Raw genomic sequence first — 26,591 nt, 5'->3', positions numbered from 1 at the left:
GGGCGAGCCGCCGTCAGCCCAGCCTGTCCGAAAGACGGGCGAGGTAGCGGGCGACGAGCGCCTCGGCCGTCTCGCGGTCGTCCGCTTCGGCATAGCAGCGGAACTCCGGCGCGTTGCCCGAGGGGCGCAGGTGCACCACGTCGCCGCCTTGAAACGTCACCCGCAGGCCGTCGGTCAGATCGACCGAAGCCTCGGCAGGCTCGTCCTCGAAGAACGCGGCGCGGGCGACGGGGTCGGAGGTCATCTCCTCCAGGAAAGCGCGGGAGGTTTCGGTCGCGATGCCTTCCACGCGGTTCGAGGCGGTGAACCGGCCGGGCATCGAGGCCACCAGATCCGCCAGCGCAAGCCCTGCCGCCCGCGCCCGCACCAGGGGCGCGATGATCGGCAGCAGGCTGTCGCGGGTCATCAACGGGGCCAGCGGGCCGGCGGGGCCCTGCGCCGCGAAGCCCAGCAGGAACCCCCCGTTCGCCTCGTATCCGACGACGGGCGCGGCGGGGTCGCGGGCCCGCTCCGCCTCCATCGCGGCGATCACGAAGGGCGAGCCGATACGTGTGCGCCGGATCCGGTCGAAGCCCATGGCATCGACCGCGCTGTTGGATGACACCGGCGTGCAGAGGACCCCAGCCCCCAGCGCCTGCGCCGTGATCGGCCCCAGAACGTCCCCCGGCACGATCCGTCCGGTGGCGTCCGACACCATCGGCCGGTCGGCGTCGCCGTCGGTGGACACGATGACGTCAAGCCCGTGGGCCTCGCACCAGGTCTGGAAGAGGTCGCCGGTCGCGGGGTCCACGGCCTCCGTATCGACGGGGATGAATACGTCCGAACGGCCGAGCGCCACGACCTCGGCCCCCAACCGCGCGAGCGCGTCGCGCATGATGTCGCGGGCGGCCGAGGAATGCTCGTAGACGCCGATCCGCAGACCGGTCAGCGCCTCGGCCCCGAACGCGGCCCCGTAGCGGGCGACATAGGCCTCGGCGATGCCGGCGCCCTCGGCGAGCGCGGCCGAGCGGGCCCCCGCCGGGCGGCCGAGGGCCGCGTTGATCGCCTGTTCGTCGTCCTTGGAGACCTCGCCGCCCGGCAGGTAGAACTTCAGCCCGTTGCGGTCGGCGGGGATGTGGCTGCCGGTGACCATGATCGCGGCGGCCCCCGCCGACATCGAGGCCAGCGCCAGCGCCGGGGTCGGCAGCATCCCGGCCCGCACCACGTCGATCCCCTCGGCCCGGGCGGCGGCGATGACCGCCGTGGCGATGCGCGGCGAGGACGGCCGCAGATCCCAGCCGACGAAGACCTGCCCGCCGGTGTCGCAGGCCGCGAGGAACGCCCGGGTGTAGTCGCCGACCAGCGCATCGGTAAGCTCCGTCACCAGGCCGCGAAGCCCGCTTGTTCCGAACTTGGGGGCCATTGCCGTGCCTCGTCTCATGTTGCTGTTGTCGATGGTTGCGCGAGAGATCACCCGCGCGCGTAGACGTCTTCGTAGCGGATGATGTCGTCCTCGCCCAGATAGGCGCCGGTCTGGACCTCGATCAGCACCATGGGCACCTTGCCGGGGTTCTCCATCCGGTGAACGGCGCCCAGCGGGATATAGACCGACTGGTTCTCGGTCAGCAGCTTGACGTCGTCGTCGACCGTGACCTTGGCCGTGCCAGAGACCACGATCCAATGCTCGGACCGGTGCACATGGCTTTGCAGGGACAGGGCGGCGCCCGGATGGACATGGATCCGCTTGACCTGAAACCGGTCCGACAGGATCAGCGTCTCGTACCAGCCCCATGGCCGGTGATCGACGGGCAGCTGCACGGCCTGCGAGGCGCCCTTTTTCTTCAGCGCGGACACGGCCGTCTTGACGTTCTGGCTGTCGGACATGTCGGCGACCATCACCGCGTCCTTCATCGCGATGGCGACCATGTTCCGCAGGCCGATGCCCACCAGCTCGATCCCCTCGTCCTCGGACCGGAGCAGGCTGTTTTCACAATCGATGGCCGTCGCGCCGAGGCTGAGGCCGTTGCCGTGGGAATCCTTGACCGTCTCGCTCCAGACCGCCTGCCAGGAGCCGAGGTCCGTCCAGGGCCCGTCATAGGGCACGACCGAGACATTGTCGGCCTTCTCCATCACGGCAAAGTCGATCGAATCCTCGGGCACCCCGGCCCAGAGCGCCTCGTCGATGCGGATGAAATCCAGATCCTTGCGCGACGCCCCGAGGGCCGCGGCCACGGTGTCGTGGATCCTGGGCGCGTGGGTCTTGAAGGCCTCGATCAGGGTGGAGGCCCGGGCCAGGAAAATGCCCGCGTTCCACAGGTTGTTGCTGTCGGCCAGAAGCTCCGTCGCCGCGCCGAGGTCGGGCTTTTCCAGAAAGCGGTTGAGCGCCTTGACCCCCTCGTGGGTGACCTCGCCGGCCTCAAGCCAGCCATAGCCGGTCTCGGGGCGGTCGGGCTGGATGCCGAAGGTCACGATCCGGCCGTCGAGGGCCGCGGCCCTGCCCAGCTCGATCGCGCGGACAAACCCCTCGGTGTCCTCCATCGCGTGGTCGGACGGGGCAAGCAGCATCAGACCGTCGGGGTCTTGGGCCGCGATGTGCAGCGCGGCGGCGATGGCGGCGGGGGCGGTGTTGCGGCCGTCGGGCTCGATCAATACGCCGCCGGCGGTCAACCCGATCCCGTCAAGCTGCTTGGTCACGATGAAGCGGAAGGCGTCGCCGGTGACGACCAGAGGCGCCGCGAACCCGTCGGAGGCAAAGCGGCGGGCGGAGGCTTGAAACAGGCTCTCGGCGCCCACCAGCTCGGTGAATTGCTTGGGATAACTCTTGCGGGAAAGCGGCCACAGGCGCGTCCCTGAGCCTCCGCACAGGAGAACAGGCGTGATCATTGGACAGCCTCATGCAATATTTTGGCCGGAGCTGGGCCGGATGTCGTCAGAGAAGCGAAAATTTCGTTTCAGATCTACTAAGTATCCGACCCACGCGCAACTGGCTCAGAGCCTTGCCCGGGCCGCCTCGTCCGGGGTCGCGGCGGCCACCCTGGCCGCGATTTCGGCGGCATCGGCAGGGGCAAGCAAGGGGCAAACGCCGCCCCAGGCCCGAAATTCCATATCGAGAGTGCGCCAAAGCTGATGAAGGGACGCTTTGGAGGCGCGGTATGCGTAGTCGCGCGGCGTTCCGTAATCCGCGAGGTAGGCCTCCGGGTCCGACAGCATCGCGACCACCTTTTGCGCACCTGCCTTCAGATTGTCCTCCAGCAGAGCGATCAGCCGGAACGGCGCCCAGGCGTTCACCAGCATCAGGTCGCGCCAATGGTCCGGATCGACCGCCTCGGCGGGGCGCCCCGGCTCTCCTGCCGTCTCGCCGGTCAGGATCGCCACGTCGATGGGCCGGCCCCGAAGGCGCAGGGCGACGTCACGAACCGAGGCCTCGGACAGCGGATCGAAGCGGAGCTCGCGGACATTGGCGCCCAGCGCGACGAAGGCCGCGGGGGGCAGCGGCGCGCGGTTGACCGCGATCACCTCCCAGTCGTCGTTGGCGTAATGGGTGGCGAGGGCGAGGCCCGGGTCGCGATGCGCGTCCGTGATCAGGATGGTCGGCATGAAGATACTCCCGCTTGGATCACCATGGCAGATCCTTTCCGTCGAAGCCGATCAGCCGTCCGGTGTCGTCCGGCCCCAGCCCCTCGACCACGGTCTTCAGCCCGGCGACGCTGTCGGCGACCGGCATCCCCTGGCCGCCGGTCATCTCGGTGGCGACGAAGCCGGGGCGCAGCAGGACGCAGGCGATGCGGTTGGTCTTCCAGTCCAGCGACAGGGACCGCCAGACCGCGTTCAGCCCCGATTTCGAGGCGCGATAGCTGAATTGCGTGCCCCAGTCATTCAGTGTCACCGAGCTCATCAGGCTGGACATGGCGCAGGCCAGCCGGCGCGTGCCGGCCAGCAGGTTCGGCTTCAACGCCGAGACCAGGGCCAGCGGGGCAAAGGTGTTGGTGCCCACGACCTGCAGGAAATCCTCGCGCGTGACCTGCGCGGCGCGGGCGGTAAGGTCGCCCGATATCCCCGCGTTCGCGATGACCACGTCCAGCGGCCGACCGTCCAGCGCCCGGGCGAGGCCCGCGATCGAGGCAGCATCCGTCGCCTCCAGCGGCAGGACCTCGGCGCCGGTGTCCCGCAAGGCGCCCGCCGCGCCGGGATCGCGCGCGGTGCCGATCACATCCCAGCCGTCCGCGCCGAATTGCCGAGCGAGTTCAAGGCCGATCCCCCGTGTGGCGCCCGATATCAGGATGCTCGACATCGCTCTTCCCATCTCGCTTGTGGTCCGGCGGTGGTGCCTCGGTTTCGGAGAAACGACACCGGCCGGCGACTGTATACTCTTGGCATTTTATCGGTATGCCAATAGGGTTCACCTCGACAAGGAGAGTTTCGTGCGCCCGCGACCCGCTTGCATCGTCAGGCGGGTGTGCACGACCCTTTGTGCTTGAACGAGGATCATCCAGGGAAACGACATGCCGCTTATTTCGTCAGGATCGAAAGGTGTTTTCGTCATTTCGGCGACGCCGTTCACCGAATCGGGGGCGCTCGATCTCGCATCGGCCGACAGCCTGACCGATCACTACGTCGCCAAGGGCGCTGACGGGCTGACGATCCTCGGCATGATGGGCGAGGCGCCCAAGCTGACGCAGGCTGAATCGCGCGCCTTCGCCGCCCGGGTCATCGGGCGCTTGCCGGATCTTCCGGTGGTGGTCGGCGTCTCGGCCCCCGGCCAGGCCGCGATCGGAGAACTTTCGAAGGCGGTGATGGACATGGGCGCCGCGGGCGTCATGGTCGCGCCGCCAGGCTCGCTGTCCACCAACGAAAGCATCGAGGCTTATTACGCCCAGGTGGTCGAGACGATCGGGCCCGATGTGCCACTGGTGCTTCAGGACTTTCCGCTTGCGACGAATGTCGCGATCTCCAACGGCACGCTGGGCCGGATCTTCGAGGCCCATCCCTCCATCGTCATGCTCAAGCACGAGGACTGGCCCGGCCTGTCCAAGATCAGCGCCCTGCGCGATGCCGAGGCCGCGGGGCGGCGGCGGACCTCTATCCTCTGCGGCAACGGCGGCCTGTTCCTGCCCGAGGAGATGGCCCGCGGCGCCGACGGCGCGATGACCGGTTTCTGCTTTCCCGAGATGATGACCGATGTCGTCCGCCTGATGACGGCGGGCGAGACCGAGCGCGCCCACGACGTCTTCGAGGCCTACCTGCCACTTGTCCGCTATGAACAGCAACCCGGCGTGGGGCTCGCGGTGCGCAAGCATGTCTTTGCCAGCCAGGGCATCATCGCCGACGCCCGCATCCGGTCGCCCGGGGCGCCGCTGTCGCCGCAGGCCGTGGCCGAGGTCGAGACGATCATTCGCCGGCAGGCGGCGCGGCTGGCGCATCTTTCTTGACGGCATAGCCGCTCAGCGCCCGGTCTGGCAGGGCGAGGCAGGCGCCGAGGCAGAGCGCCATCATCACCAGTCCCGGCACGAACAGGGTCCAGGTCGGCCAGCCCGCCCCGGTGCCGCCGTCGATGCCGGTAGCGATCGCGGCGATCCCCACGGCCGACACGCCCAGGGTGGCGCCGATGGCCCGCATGAAGGCGAGGATGCCCATGGCCGCGCCGGCCGTCTCGGGGCGCGCCGCGTTCTGCACCGCGAGCAGGACCACCGGGTAGAGGATGCCGATGCCGAACCCCAGGGTGGCCGAGGCGAACTCGACCACCAGGATCGACGCGCCAAGCGCGATCGCAAGGGTCAGGCCGGCGGCCCCCGCCGTCGCCAGCGCCGCGCCCGCGACCATCACCGGCCGGTAGCGCGGATTGCGCAGCAGCAGCCGGGGCGAGAGGTAGGGACCCACGATCACCCCGATCAGCAGCCCCAGGACAGCCAGCCCGGATTCGGTCGCCGTCATGCCGTATTCCGTGCGCCAGTAGAGCGGCAGGTAGAGCGCCAGCCCGACGTTCGCCCCCTGGCAGCAGAACAGGACGAGCGCGACCAGCAGGATCGTCCGGTCGGTCAGCACCGACAGCGGCACAAGCGGATCGGGGGCGCGCATCATGCGCCGCCCGAATCCCGCGAAGCAAAGCGCCGCGACCACGGCCAGGCCCAGCGCCTGCAGGATGTCGCGCACGTCTCCCGCCGCGGCGCGGTCAAGCGCGAGCACGGCGGCGAAGCTGGTCGCGACGATCAGCGCCGCGCCGGGCAAATCGACCCGTCGGTCGTGGCGTTTGCCGCCCATGGGCCCGGCGATCAGCACCCCGGTGACGACGACCGCCCCGATCGGCAGGTTGATCCAGAACACCGCGCTCCAGTGAAGGGCATCGACCAGGCCACCCCCGGCCAGCGGACCGAGGATCGAGGCCACCGCGTAGATCGTCGAGATGCCGGCGGCAAAGATCGCCCGGCGCTGCGGTGGCACAAGGTCGGTGATGACGACGAAGGGCAGCGCGAATAGCCCGCCGGCCCCCGCGCCCTGCACCGCCCTTGCCGCGACCAGCACCGGCAAGGTATCGGCCAGCGCCCCGAGGACCGAGCCGGCGATGAACAGCCCAACGGACGACAACAGCACCCGCCGCCGCCCGTGGATGTCGGCCAGCGCCCCCAGGATCGGCGCGGCCGCGGTGGCCGCCATCAGGTAGGCCGTCGCGACCCAGGGCAGCAACGGGCCGCCGCCGAGCTCGGCCACGATGTCGGCCATGGCCGGCCCCAGGATCGTCTGTTCGAGCGCGGCCAGAAACAGCGCCAGCAGCGCGCAGGACAGCATCAGGCCGGTCCGGGTCTGCCGGCTGTCCGTCAAGTGCGATGGCCCAGGATGTAGTCGATGATCGCGTCCCGCACGTGGTCCAGATGCTCTCCCATCAGCCGGCGAGACAGCGCGGGATCAGCGCCCCGCACGGCGTGGATCAGGGCGCGGTGCTCGTCCGCGCCGGGCCGCCGGCGATAGGCGATGCGCTGGGTGTTGAAGATGTGGGTGCGCCGGCGCAGGTCCCGGATCGTCTGGGTGATCGTCGGATTGCCGGCGGCCTCGGCGATGCTGTTGTGCACCAGGTCGTCGACCGCCCAATGGGCGGCCGGCGTCGGTGCCTCCTGGGCCAGCAGGTCCGAGATCGCGTCCTCGACCCGGGCGGCGACGGCGGCGCTCAGGTGGCCGGTCGCGCGGGCGGCCACCTCGGTCTCGAGGATCCGCCGCATGTCGAGCAGGTGGACATAGGTTTCCACCGACAGCTCTGCCACCAGAAGCACGCGCCGTCGCCGCATCAGCAGCTGCTCTGCCTCCAGCCGGCCGAGCGCCTCGCGGACCGGGGTGCGCGAGACGTTCAGCGCGTCGGCCAGCCGCCGCTCCTGCATCGCCTGCCCGGCTTTCAGATCGCCCGACAGCATCCAGTCGAGAATGCGGCTGTAGGTTGCCTCCGCGAGGTTGCCCTCATCCGCGACCGTCGCGCATTTCAGCATGTCTGTGCTGTCGATTTCGGTCTCAGATCCCTTCACCCGGCCCGCCTCCGCCCATTTTTCCGGCATTCGTCTGTTCCTCACCCGTCGCGCGGGCGGATCGGCTTGACCGATTTAGAATGCCATTGGTATGCCAAGGGGGTTCCAATTGAAAGCCGCTTCGGCCCGCTGGACGAAGCCCGAACCTGCGGAGACCGAAATGGCCATAGCTCCCTGGCGTGCCACCTGCATTCAGATCGAAAGCGTGCCCGCGTTTTCCGCCGAGACCAAGGCTGGGGCCTGGTCCGTCATCAATGGCAACATCGCCGTCGCGATCGCCGCGATCAAGGCCGCATGTGCCGGCGACGCCCCGCCCAAGCTTGTGGTTCTGCCCGAATTCGCCTTTCAGGGCCCGCCGCGCAGCCTGCCCACCAGCCTCTGGATCGAACGGGCCTGCACCACGATTCCCGGCGCCATCACCGATCAACTGGCCGAGGTCGCCCGGGCCCAAGGCATCTATATCGCCGGCAATCATTTCGAGGTCGATCCGCGCTGGCCGGACCGGTGCTTCAACTCCTCCTTCCTGCTCGACCCCAAGGGCGAGGTGATCCTGCGCTATCGCCGGATCAACACCGGCAGCTGGACCTCGCCGCACGACATCCTCGACGAATACCGCGAGGCCTATGGCGACGACGGGATCTACCCGGTCGCCGAGACCGAGCTGGGACGGCTGGCGATCTATCCTTGCGGCGAGGTCTCGGTCCCCGAGATCACCCGCATGTTCATGATGCGCGGGGCCGAGGTGATCCTGCATCCCAACAATGAGCCGCCCAGCCCCGTGGGCGACGCCGCCAAGCTCTGCCGGGCGGCCGAGAACATGTGCTATCTTGTCTCGTGCAATGTCGCCGGCACCATCGGCTTTTCCGACACGGCCACGGGCGGGCATTCCCAGATCATCGACCATCGCGGGCAGATCCTGGCCTCCGAGGACAGTGCGGAGCCCACGAACGCGGTCACCGCCATGATCGACATCGACGCGCTGCAGGCGGCGCGGATGGACACCGGCATGGGCAATGCGCTCATGCGCTCCCGCTTTGCCATGTACCGCGACCTCTATAGCGCCGCCGAGTTCTATCCCGCGAACGCCCTGGCCGACGGGGCGGTGGAGACGCTGGCCGATTTCGCGCCGGTTCACCGCGCGGCCCTGGCCAACCTCGCCCGCGCGGGCGTCCTGCGCGAGGGATGACCGGCGCGGCGGACAGCCCGGCCGCGCCCATAATCGTCCGCGGGCGTCACCTTCTTCTGGGGGTCGATGCGCAGGACAGGGTCGAGGCTGTCCGCGACGGCGCCATCCTCTGCATCGACGGCAAGATCGCCCAGATCGGCCCGTGGGAGGAGATCCGCGCGGCCAATCCCGACGTGACCGTGCTCGGCGATGGCGATGCGCTCGTCATTCCGGGGCTGGTGGACGCGCACCATCATATCGGAATGACCCCGATCCAGCTTGGCAGCCCCGACCTGCCGCTGGAGCTGTGGCTGACCCACCAATGGCGGGCCCGCGCCGTGCCGCCCTACCTCGACGCGCTTGTTTCGGGGTTCGAGCATGTCGCCTCGGGGGTGACCGCCGTTCAGCACCTGGGCCGGATGCGCCCGGCCCCGGTCTCGGCCTGGCCGGACGAGGCGGGCGAGGTCATCCGCGCCTATCGCGACCTTGGCCTGCGGGTCAGCTATGCCTTCTGCAACCGCGACCAGAACCGGCTGGTCTACGAGGATGACGAGATCTTCGTGGACAGCCTGCCCGAGGCCCTTCGGGACCGGACCCGCGCACATCTGGCGCCGCATCACTTCCGTCTCGAGGAGTTCGAGAGCGACTACCTGAAGCCGATGGTGGACCGCTTCGGCGCGGCGCGTGACCCGCTTGTGCGGCTGTGGCTCGCGCCGATAAACATGGAACGCGCGTCCGACGCGCTGTTGCGCAAGACCTCCCAATGGGCGGCGACCTACGGCATGGGCATCCACCTGCACCTGTCCGAAACCGTCTATCAGAAGGAATACGCCACCCGCCGGTTCGGCAAGTCCGCCGTCGCGCACCTGGCCGAGATCGGGTTCCTCGGGCCCCATGTCACCCTCGGGCACGGGACCTGGTGCGACGCGCACGACATGGATCTGATCCACGCCAGCGGCTGCTGCATCTGCCACAACGCAAGCTCCAACCTGCGCCTTCGAAGCGGGATCGCGCCGGTTACCGAATACGTCGCCCGCGGCATTCCCGTGGCGCTGGGCATCGACGAGGCCGGGCTGAACGACGACCGCGACATGTTGCAGGAGATGCGGCTGGTCAAGCATCTGCATTGCGTGCCGGGGCTGGAGGCCACAGCCCTCACCCCCGCGCAGATCTTCCGCATGGCGACCGAGACCGGCGCCCGCGCAATCGGCTTCGGGGACGAGATCGGGCGGCTCGCGCCGGGCAGGCGGGCGGACATGGTGGTGCTCGACTGGCCGGCGATGACCCACCCGTTCACGGAACCCGCGATGCCCCCCGAGGCCGTCCTGATCCACCGCGCCAAGACAGAGCATGTGCGCGCCACCGTGATCGACGGACGGATCGTCTATCGCGACGGCAGCCCGTGCCACGTCGACCGCGCCGCGACCCTGTCGGCGGTGGCCGAGGCGATGGCCGCGCCGCAGCCCGACTCGGCCATCGCGCGGGGCGACCTTTCGGACGCGCTGCTGCCCTATATCCGGGCCTTCTACGACGGCTGGCCGCTGCCCGAGGGGCCCGCCTGGTACGTGCTGAACGGGCGCTGATCGGCGAATCACCCGCCGATATCGCGCAATGGCTGGGCGATTGGCGGCAAAAACCCGCGATGACTGCACAAAAAAGGGACATTTCTTGCTCGGATGGGTCCATTGCGCCATTTCGCTAGGGCAATGTATTCAGTTGGCATACCATGAGAATGCCAAGCCGGCACCGAACCATCTGCCCGGCTCTTCGGGCGAAATGAAGCAGGGGAAACTCATGAAACACCTCCTAATGAAAACGTTCTCCGGTCTCGCGCTGGCCGGCGTTCTCGGCCTTCCGGCCATCGCGCAGGATGACCTGACAGAGATCAGGCTGCGCCTGGCCTGGGTCACCGGCGGCGTCGACGCGCCGTTCTTCGTGGCCCAGGAAAAGGGCTACTTCGCCGAGCAGGGGCTCGACGTCGATATCGTCGACGGCAACGGCTCCACCGGGACCATCCAGGCCGTCGGCGCGGGCGATTTCGAAATCGGCATCGCGGGTATCGGTGCGCTGGCGCAGGCCCAGCAGGGATCGGGCGCCGACAGCCTGATCGCGGTCGCGGGCCTCGTGCAGAAGGATCCCTCGTCGATCATCGCGCTCGAAGGCTCGGGCATCACCACCCCGGCGGATCTCGAGGGCAAGCGCTTCGGCACCGACGCGGGCAACTTCGAGGACGGCATGATCCGCGCCTTCGCCGAGGCCAATGACGTCGACATGGAGATGGTGGACATCATCATCATCAACGGCGGCGCCGACCGTGTCGCGCTGCTGAACGGCGATGTGGACTTCATCAACGGCTGGGCGAACCCGGACGGCGACAAGGTCGCCGCGATGCACCCGATCGAGGATCCGATCCTGTTCGCTGACTACGGCGTCAACATCCTCGGCTCGTCGGTGATCGTGCAGAAATCCTATCTCGAGGAGAACCCCGAGGTCGTCGAGGGCTTTCTCGCCGCGATCATCCAGGCCAAGGCCGATGTCGAGGCCGACCCCGAGGCCGCCCGCGACATGATCATGGAGAATCGGCCCGACGCGGACCCGGACGCGATTCTCGAACAGATCATCGTCATGCAGAAGTACGAGCATACCGCCGCTTCAGAAGGCATGCCGTTCGGCACGGTCATGGAAGAGGACATCACGCTCACCATCGATCTGCTGGAGACGTATGCTGGGATGGAACCCGGGCTGACGCCCGACGACATCTACACCGGTGCCTATCTGCCGGCGGCAACCAACTGATCAACGATCAAGGCAACAGGACCGCGGGGGGCATTCTCCCGCGGTCGCATCACGAAAAGAAGTGGCCGGCATGGACCTGGGACTGACAGATCGCCACGCATTGGTGCTCGGCGCGACGGGGGGCCTTGGCCGCGCCGTCGCGACGACACTTCTGGCCGAGGGCGCAAGCGTGACCTTTGCCGGACGCGACGCCGGGAAACTGGACGCGATCCTGGCCGAGCTTCCGGCCGGGATGCGCGAGCAGGCCGACAGCGTCGTGGCCGACCTCGGCGACCCGGACGCGCCCGGCCTGCTGGCCGCGGGGGCGCGGGCCCGGACGGGCAAGGTCGATATCCTCGTGAACAATTCCGGCGGCCCGCCGCCAGGGCCGCCCAGCACCGTGTCGGCCGAAGAGATGCAGGCGCAATACGGCCGCATGGTCACCCCGCTGATCGCGCTGACCCTGGACCTGGTCGGTCCGATGCGGGCGCAGGGCTGGGGCCGGATCCTGACGATCTCGTCCAGCGGCGTGATCCAGCCGATCCCGCATCTGCCGGTATCGAACGCGCTGAGGATGAGCCTTCTGGGCTTCATGAAGACGCTGGCAGCCGAGGTCGCCTCCGACGGGGTGACCGTCAACCTGGTCGCGCCGGGCCGGATCCTGACGGACCGCGTCAGAACCCTCGACGCGGCCGCGGCAGAGCGCGCGGGCAAGTCGCTGGAAGAGGTCCAGGCGGCCTCGACCGGGATGATCCCCGCGGGCCGCTTTGGCAGCCCCGAGGAATTCGGCGCCGTCGCCGCTTTCCTTGCCAGCGTTCATGCAAGTTACGTGACCGGCAGCACCCTGCGCGTCGACGGCGGCATGATCCGCTCGGTCTGAGTGATACGAACCGGCCGCCGGTTCGCCGTCGGCCCCCAATACCAGGGAGCGGCCGGACCCGGCCGAAAATCGAATGAATGCAGTCGCCGAACCGCAAACACTGTCAACGCCAACGGGCGCTTCGGTCTCTATGAGCGGAGTGACCAAGGTCTTCGACGGCCGGCAGGGCCGGGTTCAGGCCCTGGAACCGATCGACCTCGACATCCGCCCGGGCGAGTTCGTCTCGATCCTCGGGCCGTCGGGCTGCGGCAAGTCCACGCTGATGATGCTGCTGGCCGGGCTGATCCCGATGACCGCCGGTGAAATCCGGGTCGAAGGTGACAAGGTTGATGGGCCCACGCCCGATTCCGGCATCGTCTTTCAGCGGGACGTGCTGCTGGACTGGCGATCCGCGTTGCAGAACGTGCTGATCCAGGCCGAGCTGCGCAAATCCGACATGACCAAGGCCCGGGCCCGCGCGACAGAGCTCCTGTCGATGGTCTCGCTCGACGATTTCCACGATGCCTACCCCAAGGAGCTGTCGGGCGGGATGCGCCAGCGCGTCTCGATCTGCCGGGCCCTGCTGCACCGGCCGCGGTTGCTGTTGATGGACGAGCCGTTCGGCGCACTCGACGCGATGACGCGGGACCAGCTTCAGATCGACCTGCTGCGGCTGTGCCGGGACGACAAGATGACGGTGTTCTTCATCACCCACTCGATTACCGAGGCGATCTTCCTGTCCGACCGTATCGTGGTGATGACCCCCCGCCCCGGGCGGGTGGAGCAGATCGTCGACATCGACCTGCCCCGGCCCCGGCGCCTCGCCATGCGCGAGGATCCGAAATTCATCGAATACACCCATCAGCTGACCGGCATCTTCAAGAGCCTCGGCGTCTTTCGGGAGGAGTGAGTGCAATGGCAACGATAACGGACCCACAGGCCGACAGGACAGAGGCCGCGCCCCTGCGGTTCCTCAAGGCGGTTCCGATGGTGGTCTACACCCTCGTCGGGCTTCTGGTGTTCTGGGAGCTCGCCGTGCGGCTGGGGGATGTGCCGTCCTTCATCCTGCCGACCCCCACCGCCATCGCGATGGAGTTCTACGACTACGGCCACCGGCTGTTCCCGAACGCGATGGTGACCCTGTTCGAAGTGCTCCTGGGCTTTACGCTCGCGGTGCTGATCGGCGTGCCGCTGGCCGTCTCGATCGTCTATTCGAAGTTCATGGCCAAGGGTGTGTACCCCCTGATCGTGGCCAGCCAGACGATTCCAAAGGTGGCCATCGCGCCGCTGCTGCTGACCTGGTTCGGCTATGGCATGACGCCCAAGATCGTCATCGTGATCCTGCTCGCGTTCTTTCCGATCGTGATCAACTCGGTCATGGGGCTCAAATCGGCACCGGACGAGATGCTGCACCTCGCGCGGTCGATGGGCGCCTCGTCCTGGCAGACGTTCTGGAAGTTCCGGCTGCCGCAGGCGCTGCCGTCGATCTTCGCGGGGCTGAAGCTGGCGACCGCCCTGTCGGTCATCGGCGCCGTCGTGGCGGAGTTCATCGGCGCGGACAAAGGGCTGGGCTATCTGATCGTGATCGCGGGGGCCAATTTCGACGTGACGCGGCAATTCGCGGCTATCATCTGCATCGCGTTGATCGGCATGTCGTTTTTCCTGGTTCTCGAGCGGGTGGAACGCTTCGCGATCCCGTGGCGGGACAAGAGCGACGGGCACGACTAGGCACGGACCGGGACACAAGACGAAAGCGGCCCGCTCCGTTCCCGGTGCGGGCCGCTTTCCGTTTGGCGAAGATCGACGGTCAGTGGTCGACGGGCAGAGGTCGACGGTCAAAGAGGTCGACGGTCAGAGGTCGACGGATCAGATGTCGAGGACGAGGCGGCTGGACCTGGCGCCAGAGCAGCAGATCATGATGACCTTGTTCGAGGCGCGTTCGCGCTCGGACAGGACCTTGTCCTTGTGGTCGGGCTCGCCCTCAATCACCCGGGTCTCGCAGGTGCCGCAGACGCCCTCGCGACAGGAATAGGCAACGCGCACGCCATTCTCCTGCAGGACCTCCATGATGGTGCGCCCGGCAGGCACCTCGAATTCCTTGCCCTTGCGCTTGAGCACGACGGTGAAGCTCTCGGTCGAGGCCTCGACCACGTTGGTGAAGCGCTCCACATGGATCGTGTCGGGGTCGCGTCCTTTTTCGGCCGCGGCCGCCGCCTCGAAGGCGTCGAGCATCGGGGAGGGTCCACAGCAATAAAGATGTGCGCCCGCAGGCACCGCCGCCACGTCGGCGGCAATGTCGTAGACCGCGCCGCTCAGCGCGTCGTCATGCAGGTGCAGGGTGCCGCCGCTTTCGGCGGCCAGGTGGCGCAGCTCATCCAGGTAGGCGGCAAGGGCCTCGGCCCGGAACGCGTAATGCAACGTCCAGCCCGCACCGCTGGCGGCCCGGGCGCGGATCATCGACAGGATCGGCGTGATGCCGATGCCGCCTGCAAAGAACACGGCATCCCCGGTTTCGGCCATCGGAAAGGTATTGAGCGGGGCTGACACCTCTATCATGTCGCCCACGCGCAGGGTCTCGCACATATGGGCCGACCCGCCCCGGCTGGCCGGGTCGCGGTGGACCGCGATGACGTAGCGCCCGTCGTCGCCCGGCGCGTTCACCAGAGAATAGCTGCGCGACAGGTCGCCCGGCAGGCGCAGGTCGATATGGGCGCCGGGGCTGGCCGGCGGCAAGGCCGCGCCGCCCGGATGCCGAAGCTCGATCTGCCGGACGGTTTCCGTCCGATAACGGATCGCGGTGACGCGCAGGGTCAGACCCCCGCCGTCACCGCCCGTGGCCGGCATGTCGCTGCCGGCCCAAGTCGTTTCCTGCAAGCTCATTCAGCCGCGGATTGCTTTTGCTTGCCCGCCTTGATGGCCGCCATCTTCTCTTCGTAGAACTCGAGCCAGTCGGTCCCCTTGGGCACGAGGATGTCGCCGCCGCGCGCCTCGCGGGCGTATTCGGGATGATCCACGAAGTCGGGCAGCTTCTTTTCGTCCCGCCACTCTATCGCCGCGTCGAGCATGACGCGCCGGGTCAGGATCACCATGCGGTCCGAGGCTGCGAGATGCTCCATCGTGCGATCGACAACCGGGCCCATGCTCTCCTGGATCGCCTGATCCTGGAGCGGGACGCCGACGATGCCGGTGTAGCTGTCGCCGTTGCGCTGCCATTCGCGGTCGATGCCGTAGTCGTTGGTCTCGTCCTTGACCGGCCGCCAGCGCCCTTTCCAGTCGGTGGTGGTCGGCAGGTATTCCAACGGCCGGGCAAGGCCGCTGACCGGGGTGCCGTCGGTGTATTTGAGGCTTTTCTTGCCGCCGCCCTCGGCGCGCGAGAGGTCGATGTTGAAGATCATCGTGCTGTGGTCGTCGATCGGCACCCAGGCGTTGACGGTCTTGCTGACCTCAAGCCCGCCGCCGCCGGGATAGGTGACCCAGAACGGGAACAGGTAGCAGGCATAGCGCTGATGCTCCTGCCCCTCATAGGCGTCGCGCTGGGCGGAATACATCGTGCCGAAATCGGTGGTGGTGACGTTGATCTTCGGCGATTTCTCGGTGACCGTGAACACTTCCGGATCGGACAGGTCCAGCCGGTCGCCGTCGATCCCGCCCGCATGTAGAAAACCCAGGTGCGAGGTGTCGACGTCGCCCTCGAGCGCCTGCATGTAGTTGCAGTCGCGGTGGGTGAGGGCGATATTGGCGTCGTTGCCCTCGCCCATGATAGCCTCGATCTCGGGCAGGGGCGGTGGGGCGTCCTGCCGCTCGCCGAAATAGGCGAAGACCAGCCCGCCGGATTCGCAGGTCTTGTAGGCATAGGCCGGGGTGCCGGCGGGATACTTGTTCTTGTCCTCGAGGTTGGGCTGGTCGAGGCACTTGCCGTTCACGTCGAATTTCCAGCCGTGGTAGGCGCAGCGGATGCCGCCCAGCTCGTTGCGCCCGAAGAACAGCGAGGCGCAGCGGTGCGGGCAGCGGTGGTCCATCACGCCGACCCGGCCGTCGCTGTCGCGGAAGCCGATGAGCTTTTCGCCCAGGATCATCAGCCGCACCGGATCGCCATCGGCGACCAGCTCGGACGACAGGCATACCGGGGTCCAGAACTGGCGGAAGAACTCGCCCATCAAGGTGCCGCGGCCCACGCGGCAGAGGTCTACGTTTTCTTCGGCTGTGATCATCTGACGTCTCCTACAATTCGACGGTAGAGGCGGGGTCTTTCGCCCCGGTGGGAAGCGGGACAAGCACGCCGCTGCGCTCCAGGTTGGCGCGGGCGCGGGCGATGGCGTCGTGGGTTTCATCCGCGTGCTGCATGGGCGCATCGCGGAAATGGTCGGGCGGGTAGAACCGCGCGTTCTGGTAATAGGGCACATACATCTCGTAGCGTGCCCGCAGGTGCGGGTTCGACAGCCCGCTGTCGCGGCGGCGATCGGCGCGCAGCTGTTCGATGTCGATCAGGGCGCTGACGGCGGTGGTCTCGTCGGCCTCTTCGCGCAGGGCCAGCGTTTCGCCCCAGTGATCCATGATGTGGGACCGGCCGCCGGTGAAGGTGCCGTCGGGCGAAAAGCCGATGGGCCCGGCGACATTGGCCGAGACCATGGCCATCATGTTCTCGGTCACCCGCGCGACCTTCGCCGCCTCCTGCGCCGGGGAATAGCGCGAGTTCGTGGGGTGCAGGATGACCTCGGCGCCCTGCATCATCATGCAGCGGGCGACCTCGGGCACGGTGATCTCTCCGCAGGCAATGACACAGAGCTTGCCGAGCGGGGTGTCGGCCACCGGAAAGACCTGGTCGTAGGGCGTGGCCCGAAGGTAGTCGGTCATGAAGTCATGGACCGAGGGGAAGGCCGCGACATTCACCCTGCGATAATTCGACAGGATCGTGCCCTCGGGCCCGATGATGAACGACGAGTTGAAATAGCGCCCCGGCCATTCCTCTGGCGCCTCGAACATGTTGCCGGCGATATAGATGCCCTCGCGCCGGGCGAGCGCCTGCAGCGGCTCGGTCAGCGGGCCGGGAATGGTGGAGCAGGCCCGCCGGATCCAGTCGGGCACGGCCATGCCCAGCGGCGGGCCGGTCATGCCGAATTCGGGAAAGACCACGAGGTCCGGGCGCTCCGGCCCGGCGAGGGCCTGTTCGATCATCCGGATCAGCCGGGCCTGGTTGCCAGCGATCACGCGCTGCGCTTCTGCGCCCGTCGCGGCCTGACAGGCCCGGTCGCCCGTCATCTGAATGCAGGTGGCGCGCCAGGGCGATTGTGTCATCTGCGTCTCCGATTCCTTCGCGGGGCGAAATTGCGCACCAATGGTATGCCAACTGTGTGCAGCCGCGCCGCGGCAGTCAACCCCGACCCGGATCCGGCCTGCGAAGAGGCCGCTTGCAATGGGATCTGCATAATTTTCGGGCAAACCCGGGCCCGGGCGGACCACCGGCAAGCAGGCTGTGGACCGATGGAATGCCGAAGGTCCATCGTCAGATGTTCCAATTCCCCCGTCTCGGCCCTAGAACAGAGATCTGCGAGGCGCTTGGGGAGTTCCATGCATGACAAGTGATGCCGCATTGGTTGCGACCGGTCTGGCCGACAAGCCGAACCGGGTGGATCAGGTCTATGAGCAGATCATCGACATCCTGATCGGCGGCGAGCTGCGGCCCGGCGACGTGATCGTCGAACGCAAGATGGCCGATCGGCTGAACGCCTCCCGCACCCCGGTGCGCGAGGCGCTGGGACGGCTGGAGGCCGAGCGGATGGTCCTGCGCCAGCCCGGACGGGGCGTCACCGTGGCGCCGTTCTCGACCGAGGCCTTCGTCGAGGTCCTCAACATCCGCCAGCTTTTGGAGGCCGAGGCCGCGCGGCTTGCCGCGGGCCACGTGCCCTTGGCCATGATCGCCGAGATCCGGGCGGCGGTGCAGGCGCTCTCGCAGAAGAAGGACCCCAGCCCGTCCGAGATCTGGGCCGTGGACGACCTGCTGCACGGCGCCATTTCCGAGGCGGCGGGGAACGAGACCATGGCCGGGATGATCCGCGACCTGCGGCGCCGGACCCATGTGTTCAACACCTTCCGCAACCCCAACAGCTTTTTCTACCGGGACGATCACAGCGGAACGATTCTCGACGCCCTCGAAACCGGCGATGGCGCGGCCGCGCAGGCGGCGATGTTCACCCATATCGACACGGTCAAGATCGCCATCGTGAACCGGCTCGCCGGGGTCCGCTAGGGCCGGTCAGGCGGTCCGCCGCGCGAAGGTGCCGGCGGTGAGGCCGGTCACCGCCCGGCCGTCATAGGCCAGCTGACCGCCGACGTAGGTCGCCGCCGGCCGCACCGAGAAGGTCATGCCGTCATACGCGCTCCAACCGGGGCCATCGGGGTTGGCCTTGCAATCGTAGGTGAAGGGCTCGGGCGCCAGGATCGCGAGGTCGGCATCGGCGCCGGGGGCCAGGCGGCCCTTGGTCGAGAGACCGAAGAAATCCGCCGGCCCCTCCGACAGCAGCGCCGCCGCAAGCCGCGCCGCCGCGTCGCCGTCGCCCGTCCGGCGCAGCGCCTCGGTAAAGAAGCCGGGCAGCAGCGTCTCCAGCCCTGGCATCCCCGCCGCCACCTCGAAGATATTGTCGGAGGATTTGCGCTCCAGCCCCCAGGCGCTGTGGTCGGAGGAGACGAAATTGGCGCGGCCGGTCTCGATCACCTCCCAGAGCGCGTCGCGCAGGCCGGCGCGGATCGGCGGGTTCACCTTCATCTTCGCGCCAAGGCGGGGCATGTCCTCGGCCGCGTCGAACAGCAGGTAGTGCAGGCACATCTCGGCGGTCGCCCGCTCTCCGCGGGCGCGATGCTCGGCCACCAGGTCAAAGCCCTCGGGGATCGAGATGTGCACGATATGGGCGTGGCCACCCTGCGCGGCGCCAAGCTCCAGGAAGGTGGCCGTCGCCGACATCTCGGCCACCGGCGGGCGCGACGGGCTGTGATCCTCGGGCCGCGTGCGGCCGGCCGCGCGAAAAGCCGCCTCGGTCGCACGGACGACCTCCTGGTCCTCGTTGTGGATGCCGACCGGCAGGCCGGTGTCACGCAGGGCCTCGAACAGGGCAAGCACGGCGCCGCTTCCGATCCGGGGAAAGCGGTGGGGATGGGCCTCGAAGGACGAGATCTTGAAGGCGCAGACCCCGCCGGCCACAAGCGCCGCGATATCCGCCGGATCGGGCGTCACCGGCACCGTGCCGTAAAGCGCGACGTTGCTGTGCGCCAGCTCTCCGATCGCTGTGACCTTCTGCGCCAGCAGGTCGCCCGTGGTGATCGGGTCGGGGTCGTCATAGGGCATGTCCACGATCGTCGTGACCCCGCCGATGCAGGCGGCGGCGGTCGTCGGGCCGATCCCGGCAAAGCCGATCTGGCTGCCCGCATGGGTCTGACCGTCGATGGCGCCGGGCAGGATCCAGGCGCCGGGATGGGCCACCGCCTCGGTCGCGTCGGGCGCGGTGCCCTCGCCGATGGCGGCGATCTTGCCATCCGCGATGGCCAGCCAGCCGTCGGCGATGACGCCCCCCGGCAGCACGAGCCGCCCCGCTATGGTCAAATCGAACATCCCTGCACCTGTCCTTGTCCTGTTGGCCCCGGGCCCCGTCGAAAAGAGTTGCACCAGGGCGGGGATCATGGAATCCCTATGGCATACCAACTGTGTGCAATCTCGGCTTCATGCCGTCAAGGCACTTCCCCATCAAGGAGCGCCCCAATGATCTACGACCTGACGACCCTGTCCCTTCTGCCGAACATGCTCGGCCCCGTCATGCAGAAATTGCCGGAAACATATGCGAATTTCACCCAGACGGGTCGCATTCTGGGCGCCTTTTCCTGCGAGTTCGGGGTCCTGAACCGTTTCACCTTCCTCACGGCCTACGAGGATACCGCCGCGCTCGGCGCGGATCGCCAGCGCCGGATGGCCGAGGCCGACCCCTACGGCATCGGGCAATATCTCGGGGGCGCCACCTCCACCGCGTTCGAGCCGTTCTCGTTCTGCAAGGACATCGAGCCCGGCGATCATGGCCCGTTCTACGAGTTCCGGACCTACACGCTCGCCCCCTTCGGCCGGGCCGAGACCGAGGCCGCCTGGGCCAAGATCGTCGAGCGCCGCAACGAGATCTCGCCGCTCATGATGGTGATGACCTCGATCGAGGGCGGCCCGCAGAAGATCGCGCATATCTGGCCCTACAAGTCGCTCGACGACCGGGTGAAGGCCCGTGCCGCCGCCAGCGCCGAGGGCATCTGGCCGCCGCCCGGCGGGTCAACCCATCTTACCTCGCTGCAATCGGAATTGTTCGTCGCGACGGGCGTGTCCGACTTGAAATGACCGGCGGCGTTCCCGGGCGAATGGCGGCGGCGGGGCTTGTCCTGCCGCCCCTGTCGCCGGCCATCGGCAATTTCGAACGCGCGGTGGAGGTCGGCCCCCTGCTCTATGTCTCTGGCCAGGCACCCCTCGACGCCGCGGGCCGGACACTGACGGGCAAGGCCGATGTCGTGGGCCTGATTGAGGCGCGACGCCGGGCGGGCCTCACCGCCCTGTCGCTGCTGGCCTCGGTGGACGCGGTCCCGGGCCGGCTCGAGAGGCTCGACGGGGTGGTGCGCCTGCTCGGCATGGTGAACGCGGGCCCCGGTTTTGCTGCGGCCGACAGCGTGCTGGACGGATGTTCGGATCTCTTCGAGACGGTCCTGCCCGGCGGCCATGCCCGCACCACCATTGTCTTGCCGTCCCTGCCGGGCGATATCACGGTCGAGATAGAGGCGGTCTTTCGGATGACAAAGCCATGAGCAACGCGCGACGGATCATCGTCATCAACCCCAACAGCACACCCGAGGTGACAAGCGCGATGCGCGATGCGCTCGACGACCGGTTCCTCTGCCTCGACATCCCCGAGGGGCCGGCGACCATCGTGACCGACCGCGACGTGGCAGAGGCCGGGCCCCGTGTGGCCGCGCTCGCGGCGGCGCAGGAGGCGCCGCTCGCGGTGATCGTCGCCTGTTTCTCCGATCCCGGCGTGGCAGAGACCCGCGCCGCGGTTCCCTGTCCGGTCATCGGCATCCAGGAGGCGGGCGTGGCCGCGGCCCTGGCCCTGGCCCCCCGCTTCGGGATCATCGCCCTGTCCGAGCTTCCGATCGCCCGCCACAGGGTCCGGCTGGAGCGGATGGGCATGCTGGAGCGGCTTGCGGACGAGGTCGGCCTGTCCGGCGTTTCTGCCTATGCGGCGGGGCACGACCCGGCGGTCTACGACGAACTGCTCGCGGCGGGGCGGCGGCTGATCGCGTCCGGAGCCGGGGCGATCGTGCTGGGATGCGGCGGCTTCGGCCCAAGGCGGGCCGTCCTGCAAGCGGCGCTGGGCGTTCCCATCGTCGACCCGGTTCTGGCCGCGGCCGGTGTCGCCTTGTCGGTCACCGGTGGCCAACGGTAGACATCAGGTTTCAGCAAAGGCATCGCCCCAGACAGCCAGCGGACGACGCTGCGCAATCACATCCATACCGAGAAAAGCCTCGCTTCGACCTTCGTGATCGCAACGGGTTGGACGGCACTTCGCGCAAGACTGCCGTCGCGGGCCAAGCGCGAAGGCTATTGCCCTGCCGCCTGCCTGTGTCCACCCGGTCGTTGAAATGACATCGTATTCCTTTGGTGTCGGGCGTTCCGGGAGTTTCCGGGACGATCTCACCCTGCCGGTCAGGGCATGCCGGCGGCGGACCGGATTGCCATATCCTGCAGATGCGCCCGCACCGTGCCCCAAAGCGGAACCTTGTCCGAGCCCACATGGCAATCGAGGCAGCGCGGATGTGCCAGCGCTGTGTGGATGCTGTCCCAAGCGGCCGTGCCCGGCTCCGGCACAGCGGAGAGGTCGAGGCCGTGCCCGCCCAGGGCAAGGGCAGGGTGCCCGGTGCGAGACTGGCCACGGCGATCAGGGGAAGACGCAGGGGATGCCTCATGCGACGTCGAGGGTCATGCTGGCCGGCATCGCGCGGGCGCTGGCCCGTCGCGGTGATGATGCCCGGCCCCACGAGGACGGGATGAGCGAGGGGCCGATGTTGTCGCGATCTTGGGCCAGCACACGACCGTCCGCGACGGTCCCCCGCCCGAGGGCCATGTGCAGGGGCCGGGGATTGTCATGGGTCATGTCCTCCTGCCGGCTCCAGGTGGCCTTCATCGGCGTTCCGGGCATGGTGACCGCGATCTGGATCGCCTGCGCCGCGCTGTCAGGGTCAAGCCTGCGGCCGAAGCTGCCGCCCGCGGGCAAGACATTCAGGGTGACCCGGGCCGGGTCGACGCCGGTGATCTCGACCGCGGCGTCGCGCACCGCGGCGGGCATCTCCGTCGCGGCCCACATCGTCGCGCGGCACGATCAGGGTGATGTCGTCAGGCGTGATCGTGACGACCGGGATCAGCGTGGCCCCGCCCTCGGCCAGATCGTTCTGCAGCGGGTCGGCGATGGGGCGCGTGGCGAAGGAGACCCCGAAGGCCTCCCCGCCAAGAATCGCGATGGGGCCGATCAGAAAGCTGCGGCGGGCGATGGTTCTGGCGCCTCCGATGTCTTGGGCCTCCCGCATCGCGTTGGCGGTGCTCTCGCCGCGTCTCGACCATGTTCCTTTCCTGGGCGTCGCGATGTCTCGTGGACCGGTGATCCCGGTCTTCTTCACGCTGCCTTGCGCACCCGACCTCCAATCCGGGCTGATGCACCTCGCGCGGTTCAAATCGGCAGGGCCCGAGGATCATGCGCGTGTTCCGGGATGGCGAGACGTTGCGGATGGAGTTCGACAGCCATGCCCGCGTCCCAATGCCCCCGATCCGTGGCGCACTGCAACTTTTGGTTGCGTTCGAGAACATTCGCGAAGCGGCTGGCCATCTGGTCTGCCCGGTCGCGGCGGGCTTCGATGGGTCGGAGGAACCGCGGCGCATGATCGCCGGTCATCCGGGGATCATGCCGGAGCGGTCCCATACCGCCCACATGGCCGTTTCTAGCGTGGATGCGCAACGCCGGTTCATTTCCGAAAACCCGCCCGTTGGGCCGACCTCACGCTGAAGCTGGCCACACAGAACGACCGTTGGACCGGTGCGGGGCGCCCTGGTCGAACTGATGCCAGGGGGGCGCACTGGGCCGAGGACGCGAGCTTTGCGCCGGGGATCGGCCGCCGCGCGCTCCAGCGTCGACGGCGCGAGGAAGGAACGTCGTCTCTAGCGGTTCTCGTCACGAATGCCGCGCCCCGGGTCCGGTCGTTCCAGATGTCGAGACTGACCGCCGGAAGCGTGAGAGGCAGATACACGATCGCCCCTTTCCCGAGGTGGCCCAAGGTCCTGTCGATCCGCAGCCCTGCTGGCCCCGTGCCCGGCGGCTCGGCCACGCGGTCGTAGAACCCGCAGACCGGCCCGCCGCGCCAGCCCGGATCGGGCCCTCCTGCACCGCGAGGGCCGCGAAGATCAGCAGAACGGAGATGGCGATGCCCGGGGCTCCGAGTGTCTTGGCGGCGCGGATCGCTCAGTTTGCTTCGGCGCGGAGTGCGCGACCTGCATGGACGGGGATGGCAAGGGTGACCGGCCCGCGCGGGATATGGCCCGGAAGCCAGATCGCGCGGATCGTGGCGACGTTGTCCTCCATCACCGGGCCGGTCAACGCGATGCGCTGGAAATGGCCCAACATATCCACAGCGGCTCATCCGATCGCGTCTGCAAGGCGCATGTTGTGCGGCATGTGGTCGAAGAGCGTGATCAGCGAGAGTCCAAGACAGAGCTACAGCGCAATTCCCGAGTTCCTCCGCGCAGGAGCAACGTTCCAGTCGAGCAGGGCCGACAGGATCAGGCCCGCCGCCATCGGCAGGAACAACGGCATGATCGAGAACAGGAAATTGCTGAACTGCGCGACGAAGTCCGCGGGATCGAGGCTCAGCCAGCAGGCCACCATCGACAGCCCTATGAAGAGATTGGCGCCGAAGAAGGCGGCCGAGGGGATGAGAGCCGGCGCGTTGACGCGGCTACGGTAGACATCCCGTGGCATGACAGGCGCCTTGTCGTCGGGGGTCAGTGAAACTCGGTCCTTGCGAACTGACGAAACAGGAAGGCGGGCGCGATCCGGCTCAGCCATCTGATCTGGCGCGCTTGCCCCGGCAGCATCTCGGTCTGGTTTCGGCGCAATCCTTGCAAGATGTCGCGAACCTGGGCGGCGGGCTTCATCTTCTTGAAATTGTCGGACTTCAGCACCGTTGCCATATCGGTATTCACGACGGGGGGCAGACCCTCGAAAACTGTGATCCCGTGGGGCTGCAACGGGTGGCGCAGGGTTTATGCGCAGTGATGGATCAGCGCCCTTGTCCCGGAATAGACCGGCGTCGCGGGCGAGGCGACGAAAGCGACGGCCGATCCGACGAATACGATCCCGGGCCGCGCGTTCTTTTCCAGAAGCGGCAAGGCGCGCCGCGCCAGGGTCAGTGGCGCCGTCGCGTTGATCGCGATCTCGCGCTCGATCCTTTGCAGCCTGTCGGGGACGTTCCTGAAGTCATACGCCAGGAATATCCCGGCATTGCCGATCCGCAGATCAAGCCGGCCATGCTGCGCCTGAATGTCCGACAGGATACGGTCCTGATCCTCGGCAACGGTGACATCCCGGGTTACGGCCTGCGCCCCGGCCAGGTGCACGGCCTCGGCGAGCTTGCTCGCGTCGCGCCCACAGATGATGACCGTATTGCCAGGCGCCACAAGCTGCAGCGCCAGCTTCAGCCCGATGCCCGAACCGTCGCCGGTGATGATCAACGATTTCAGGGTCGAGGCGATCTGTCCAGGCGGACGTGTCACCCGCAGCGTAGGCTTGTGGAGGCACGGCTTTCCACCGCTCGCGACTTGCAGGACGTATCAATGACTTGCAGAACGGCTCAAACCCGATGCGGAGCTGACGGTGCGCGTTTCAAGTGCGTTGCGCAGGATCCCCTCGCGAAAGGCCGTCGGTATGCAGACGCATGTGCGCTCACCGATCCATATTTCCGCCATAATGTCAGGCCCGATCTGCGGGATGCTGGGTGTCAGCTGGGCCGCGGTCCTGTCGCGTGCGGGCATCGTCCAGACCGAGCGCGACGACCGGGCCCTTCTGGTCTCGGCCGACGTGGACCTGTCGCGCTTTCGTGCCGCCCCCGGTGCTCGTTCAAGCCGCCTTGCGTTCGAAGGCGACAGGGCTTTTCCATCCCAGCGCTGAATGGCGTCGGCGCGGATCATATAAGCCGTCGATGTATTCGAAGATTGCCATTTCGGCTTGCCGCAGTGTTTCCGATGACCGTCGCCAGATCAGCTCTGCCTTGATGGTTTTGAAGAACGTCTCGACGGCGGCATGTCATGATAATTGCATTGCCGCTCATCCGCTGCCAGGCAGCGGATGTTTGCATGTGCGGGAGGGGAGACCTGGAAGCCATGTTGGCGCAGGATCTTCTGACAATCGTGAGGCCGGTATTGGGCGGGTTCAACCGGTCATCGCAACAGCATTGATCATGTCGTGTTTGAGCAGTCGGTCGAGAGCTTCCGCAGGTATTCGCCAGCCGAGCGTCTTGCGTGGTCGCGCGTTCAGGACGTGAGCGACAGCGCTCAACTCATTGGTCCCGTGCTGGCTGAGGTCGGTGCCCTTGGGAAAGTATTGGCGCGAGCCGGGCCGTTGGTGTTTTCGTTGCTGCCGCGCTGCCAAGGGCTTTGCGGGTCGCAGAAGTGGATCTCCAGCCCGGTGTCGCTCCGGAGCTGCGCATGTTGGGCCATCTCCGCCCCTGATCGCAGGTCAGAGACCGGCAAGGATGCACTGGAAGATCCATGACCGTCCCGGCGATGGCATCACGGACGGCTTCGGCTCCGTGGCCAGCAAGGGCCGTCCCGTTCCTGATCATCTTGCCTTTCCCGTGGCCTTCCATGCGCGGCAGGTGCAGGAGCATGGTGAACCGCGTCGTGCGTTCAACAAGCGTGCCGATCGCCGAATTGCCAAGGCCGGGAATGAGGTCGCCCTCCCGGTGACCCGGCCCGGCCCTGTCCTCGACCTTCGCCGGGTGGACGCTGATCATCAGCGCCTCCGAGAGAACGGACTTGCCGCGGTTCCGGGCGCGTTCGCGTGTGGAACGGCATGCAGGATCGGCCCCCATCCTGGGGTGATCGGCGTCCAGGAGTGGCCCCCCTGTTGGTTCTGGTGAGAAGCTTTCTCGAAGGCATGAGGGAGCAGTCAGGGGATGTTGGTTGTGGAGACGATCGCGAAGATCGGGCGTGCGCATTTCGTCGAGGGCTAGTCGATCAAGCAGG

The 26,591-nt window shown here is 67.6% G+C and carries 28 protein-coding genes and 2 pseudogenes; 13 read left to right on the top strand and 17 right to left on the bottom strand.

What is annotated here, in order from left to right:
* Positions 1 to 13: 13 nt before the first annotated feature.
* The 4 genes from ROA7023_RS12625 to ROA7023_RS12610 form a co-directional block, all read right to left on the bottom strand.
* Positions 14 to 1,402 (bottom strand): phosphomannomutase, encoded by a 1,389-nt coding sequence (locus ROA7023_RS12625; RefSeq protein WP_085879403.1) that lies wholly within the window; start codon positions 1,400 to 1,402, stop codon positions 14 to 16.
* A 47-nt stretch (positions 1,403 to 1,449) separates the two neighbouring features.
* Positions 1,450 to 2,862 (bottom strand): mannose-1-phosphate guanylyltransferase/mannose-6-phosphate isomerase, encoded by a 1,413-nt coding sequence (locus ROA7023_RS12620; protein ID WP_085879402.1) that lies wholly within the window; start codon positions 2,860 to 2,862, stop codon positions 1,450 to 1,452.
* A 105-nt stretch (positions 2,863 to 2,967) separates the two neighbouring features.
* Entirely contained in the window at positions 2,968 to 3,576 is a 609-nt protein-coding gene (locus ROA7023_RS12615; RefSeq protein WP_085879401.1) for an SDR family NAD(P)-dependent oxidoreductase, read from the bottom strand.
* A gap of 19 nt (positions 3,577 to 3,595) precedes the next feature.
* A complete protein-coding gene (locus tag ROA7023_RS12610; RefSeq protein ID WP_159458500.1) occupies positions 3,596 to 4,270 on the bottom strand; it encodes an SDR family oxidoreductase in 675 nt (224 codons plus the stop codon).
* A gap of 211 nt (positions 4,271 to 4,481) precedes the next feature.
* On the opposite strand from ROA7023_RS12610, the gene ROA7023_RS12605 reads away from it, so the two are divergent.
* Positions 4,482 to 5,408: a dihydrodipicolinate synthase family protein gene (locus tag ROA7023_RS12605; RefSeq protein WP_085879399.1), complete on the top strand. Its 927-nt coding sequence runs from the start codon at positions 4,482 to 4,484 to the stop codon at positions 5,406 to 5,408.
* On the opposite strand, the gene ROA7023_RS12600 is transcribed toward ROA7023_RS12605, so the two are convergent.
* A complete protein-coding gene (locus ROA7023_RS12600) occupies positions 5,368 to 6,795 on the bottom strand; it encodes an MFS transporter (protein ID WP_085879398.1) in 1,428 nt (475 codons plus the stop codon). The genes ROA7023_RS12605 and ROA7023_RS12600 overlap by 41 nt on opposite strands.
* Positions 6,792 to 7,517, bottom strand: a complete 726-nt coding sequence (locus ROA7023_RS12595) for a GntR family transcriptional regulator (protein ID WP_085879397.1) — start codon at positions 7,515 to 7,517, stop codon at positions 6,792 to 6,794. Before ROA7023_RS12595 ends, ROA7023_RS12600 begins: the two co-directional genes overlap by 4 nt.
* A 130-nt stretch (positions 7,518 to 7,647) precedes the next feature.
* Between ROA7023_RS12595 and ROA7023_RS12590 the strand changes: the two genes are divergently transcribed.
* From ROA7023_RS12590 to ROA7023_RS12565, 6 genes are all read left to right on the top strand, one after another.
* Positions 7,648 to 8,673, top strand: coding sequence for a nitrilase-related carbon-nitrogen hydrolase (locus ROA7023_RS12590; RefSeq protein ID WP_085879396.1), 1,026 nt, complete (start codon positions 7,648 to 7,650; stop codon positions 8,671 to 8,673).
* Entirely contained in the window at positions 8,670 to 10,235 is a 1,566-nt protein-coding gene (locus tag ROA7023_RS12585; RefSeq protein ID WP_085879395.1) for an amidohydrolase family protein, read from the top strand. Before ROA7023_RS12590 ends, ROA7023_RS12585 begins: the two co-directional genes overlap by 4 nt.
* A 211-nt stretch (positions 10,236 to 10,446) precedes the next feature.
* Positions 10,447 to 11,448 carry an ABC transporter substrate-binding protein gene (locus ROA7023_RS12580; protein WP_159458499.1) on the top strand — a complete coding sequence of 334 codons (1,002 nt, stop codon included), beginning with the start codon at positions 10,447 to 10,449 and terminating at the stop codon, positions 11,446 to 11,448.
* A 70-nt stretch (positions 11,449 to 11,518) separates the two neighbouring features.
* Positions 11,519 to 12,307, top strand: a complete 789-nt coding sequence (locus ROA7023_RS12575; protein ID WP_085879393.1) for an SDR family oxidoreductase — start codon at positions 11,519 to 11,521, stop codon at positions 12,305 to 12,307.
* Between the two features lie 130 nt (positions 12,308 to 12,437).
* Positions 12,438 to 13,196: an ABC transporter ATP-binding protein gene (locus ROA7023_RS12570; protein ID WP_200812506.1), complete on the top strand. Its 759-nt coding sequence runs from the start codon at positions 12,438 to 12,440 to the stop codon at positions 13,194 to 13,196.
* A gap of 5 nt (positions 13,197 to 13,201) precedes the next feature.
* Positions 13,202 to 14,014 carry an ABC transporter permease gene (locus tag ROA7023_RS12565; RefSeq protein WP_085879391.1) on the top strand — a complete coding sequence of 271 codons (813 nt, stop codon included), beginning with the start codon at positions 13,202 to 13,204 and terminating at the stop codon, positions 14,012 to 14,014.
* A 138-nt stretch (positions 14,015 to 14,152) separates the two neighbouring features.
* Here the strand turns inward: ROA7023_RS12565 and ROA7023_RS12560 are convergent, their stop codons facing one another.
* The 3 genes from ROA7023_RS12560 to ROA7023_RS12550 are packed head-to-tail and all read right to left on the bottom strand — an operon-like array spanning position 14,153 to position 17,581.
* Positions 14,153 to 15,166 carry a PDR/VanB family oxidoreductase gene (locus ROA7023_RS12560; protein WP_200812505.1) on the bottom strand — a complete coding sequence of 338 codons (1,014 nt, stop codon included), beginning with the start codon at positions 15,164 to 15,166 and terminating at the stop codon, positions 14,153 to 14,155.
* The gene (locus tag ROA7023_RS12555; RefSeq protein ID WP_159458498.1) at positions 15,163 to 16,497 is read right to left on the bottom strand and encodes a Rieske 2Fe-2S domain-containing protein; all 1,335 of its coding nucleotides are present in this window, start codon (positions 16,495 to 16,497) and stop codon (positions 15,163 to 15,165) included. Before ROA7023_RS12555 ends, ROA7023_RS12560 begins: the two co-directional genes overlap by 4 nt.
* A gap of 10 nt (positions 16,498 to 16,507) precedes the next feature.
* Positions 16,508 to 17,581: a nitrilase-related carbon-nitrogen hydrolase gene (locus ROA7023_RS12550; protein WP_085879389.1), complete on the bottom strand. Its 1,074-nt coding sequence runs from the start codon at positions 17,579 to 17,581 to the stop codon at positions 16,508 to 16,510.
* Positions 17,582 to 17,858: 277 nt separating this feature from the next.
* Here ROA7023_RS12550 and ROA7023_RS12545 point away from each other — a divergent pair, with 277 nt between their 5' ends.
* Positions 17,859 to 18,533, top strand: coding sequence for a GntR family transcriptional regulator (locus ROA7023_RS12545; protein WP_085879388.1), 675 nt, complete (start codon positions 17,859 to 17,861; stop codon positions 18,531 to 18,533).
* 6 nt (positions 18,534 to 18,539) lie between these two features.
* Here ROA7023_RS12545 and ROA7023_RS12540 read toward each other — a convergent pair whose 3' ends face one another.
* On the bottom strand, positions 18,540 to 19,889 hold the full coding sequence (locus ROA7023_RS12540) for a dihydroorotase (protein WP_085879387.1): 1,350 nt from the start codon (positions 19,887 to 19,889) through the stop codon (positions 18,540 to 18,542).
* Between the two features lie 147 nt (positions 19,890 to 20,036).
* Here ROA7023_RS12540 and ROA7023_RS12535 point away from each other — a divergent pair, with 147 nt between their 5' ends.
* Genes ROA7023_RS12535 through ROA7023_RS12525 form a run of 3 tightly spaced genes read left to right on the top strand, consistent with a single transcriptional unit; the run spans position 20,037 to position 21,747 of the window.
* The gene (locus ROA7023_RS12535) at positions 20,037 to 20,651 is read left to right on the top strand and encodes an NIPSNAP family protein (protein ID WP_159458497.1); all 615 of its coding nucleotides are present in this window, start codon (positions 20,037 to 20,039) and stop codon (positions 20,649 to 20,651) included.
* Entirely contained in the window at positions 20,648 to 21,109 is a 462-nt protein-coding gene (locus ROA7023_RS12530) for a RidA family protein (protein ID WP_085879385.1), read from the top strand. Before ROA7023_RS12535 ends, ROA7023_RS12530 begins: the two co-directional genes overlap by 4 nt.
* On the top strand, positions 21,106 to 21,747 hold the full coding sequence (locus ROA7023_RS12525; RefSeq protein ID WP_085879384.1) for an aspartate/glutamate racemase family protein: 642 nt from the start codon (positions 21,106 to 21,108) through the stop codon (positions 21,745 to 21,747). The genes ROA7023_RS12530 and ROA7023_RS12525 overlap by 4 nt, the downstream gene beginning before the upstream one ends.
* Positions 21,748 to 22,263: 516 nt before the next feature.
* Here the strand turns inward: ROA7023_RS12525 and ROA7023_RS12520 are convergent.
* A complete protein-coding gene (locus tag ROA7023_RS12520) occupies positions 22,264 to 22,647 on the bottom strand; it encodes a molybdopterin cofactor-binding domain-containing protein (RefSeq protein ID WP_234992196.1) in 384 nt (127 codons plus the stop codon).
* A gap of 435 nt (positions 22,648 to 23,082) precedes the next feature.
* Between ROA7023_RS12520 and ROA7023_RS12515 the strand changes: the two genes are divergently transcribed.
* Positions 23,083 to 23,358 (top strand): hypothetical protein, encoded by a 276-nt coding sequence (locus ROA7023_RS12515; protein WP_143535544.1) that lies wholly within the window; start codon positions 23,083 to 23,085, stop codon positions 23,356 to 23,358.
* Positions 23,359 to 23,811: 453 nt separating this feature from the next.
* On the opposite strand, the gene ROA7023_RS24445 is transcribed toward ROA7023_RS12515, so the two are convergent.
* From ROA7023_RS24445 to ROA7023_RS12500, 4 genes are all read right to left on the bottom strand, one after another.
* Complete coding sequence (locus ROA7023_RS24445) at positions 23,812 to 23,979, bottom strand: hypothetical protein (RefSeq protein WP_159458496.1); 168 nt, start codon at positions 23,977 to 23,979, stop codon at positions 23,812 to 23,814.
* Between the two features lie 84 nt (positions 23,980 to 24,063).
* Complete coding sequence (locus ROA7023_RS12510; RefSeq protein WP_085879381.1) at positions 24,064 to 24,327, bottom strand: hypothetical protein; 264 nt, start codon at positions 24,325 to 24,327, stop codon at positions 24,064 to 24,066.
* A gap of 23 nt (positions 24,328 to 24,350) precedes the next feature.
* A complete protein-coding gene (locus tag ROA7023_RS24440) occupies positions 24,351 to 24,539 on the bottom strand; it encodes a hypothetical protein (RefSeq protein ID WP_085879380.1) in 189 nt (62 codons plus the stop codon).
* Positions 24,540 to 24,611: 72 nt separating this feature from the next.
* The gene (locus tag ROA7023_RS12500; RefSeq protein ID WP_159458495.1) at positions 24,612 to 25,121 is read right to left on the bottom strand and encodes an SDR family NAD(P)-dependent oxidoreductase; all 510 of its coding nucleotides are present in this window, start codon (positions 25,119 to 25,121) and stop codon (positions 24,612 to 24,614) included.
* Between the two features lie 151 nt (positions 25,122 to 25,272).
* Here ROA7023_RS12500 and ROA7023_RS24780 point away from each other — a divergent pair, with 151 nt between their 5' ends.
* Positions 25,273 to 25,515 carry a hypothetical protein gene (locus ROA7023_RS24780; protein WP_085879378.1) on the top strand — a complete coding sequence of 81 codons (243 nt, stop codon included), beginning with the start codon at positions 25,273 to 25,275 and terminating at the stop codon, positions 25,513 to 25,515.
* Here ROA7023_RS24780 and ROA7023_RS25670 read toward each other — a convergent pair.
* Positions 25,465 to 25,772 (bottom strand): annotated as a pseudogene (locus tag ROA7023_RS25670) (integrase core domain-containing protein); the annotation flags it as partial. The gene ROA7023_RS24780 and the pseudogene ROA7023_RS25670 sit on opposite strands and share 51 nt — an antisense overlap.
* 4 nt (positions 25,773 to 25,776) lie before the next feature.
* A pseudogene (locus tag ROA7023_RS25090) lies at positions 25,777 to 26,362 on the bottom strand (IS30 family transposase); the annotation flags it as partial.
* Positions 26,363 to 26,591 lie beyond the last annotated feature (229 nt).

It is taken from the genome of Roseisalinus antarcticus, assembly GCF_900172355.1.
In the GTDB taxonomy this organism is placed as follows: Bacteria; Pseudomonadota; Alphaproteobacteria; order Rhodobacterales; family Rhodobacteraceae; genus Oceanicola; species Oceanicola antarcticus_A.
This window is presented reverse-complemented; position numbering and strand designations above follow the sequence as displayed.